This window comes from Enterococcus camelliae (genome assembly GCF_042685105.1).
GTDB classification, from domain to species: domain Bacteria; phylum Bacillota; class Bacilli; order Lactobacillales; family Enterococcaceae; genus Enterococcus_G; species Enterococcus_G camelliae.
The window spans coordinates 26,657-26,971 of sequence record NZ_JBHUMO010000039.1; the positions used below are offsets into that span (position 1 = coordinate 26,657).

The 315-nt window shown below is 35.2% G+C and carries 1 protein-coding gene; it reads left to right on the forward strand.

The genetic code is table 11. The features are described 5' to 3' along the window. On the forward strand, positions 1–315 hold a 315-nt coding region (locus tag ACFSR0_RS05750; protein ID WP_449260600.1), incomplete at both ends, for a transposase.

Here is a 315-nt window from a genome sequence, read left to right on the forward strand (position 1 = left end):
AAAACTAAACTACACCTCTTTTAAGCAATTTCCCCTCTTCCAAGGGAAATACATGACGGAGTCGGAGGTGCTTGATTACCTACTCTCTATAGATAACCAACTACGACAAAGCTATGAAGTCTATCAAGAGTTATTAGCTGCTTTTGATGCAAAAGATTTTACTGAATTTTTCAATCTCATTGAATCATTGCCACATTCCTTGAATGATGGGTTTAAAAAGGCAATTTGTTATCTGAAAAAGCACACAGAAGCCATCATAAACTCCTTAAAATATCCCTATTCAAACGGAAAATTAGAGGGAAAGAATAACCTCAT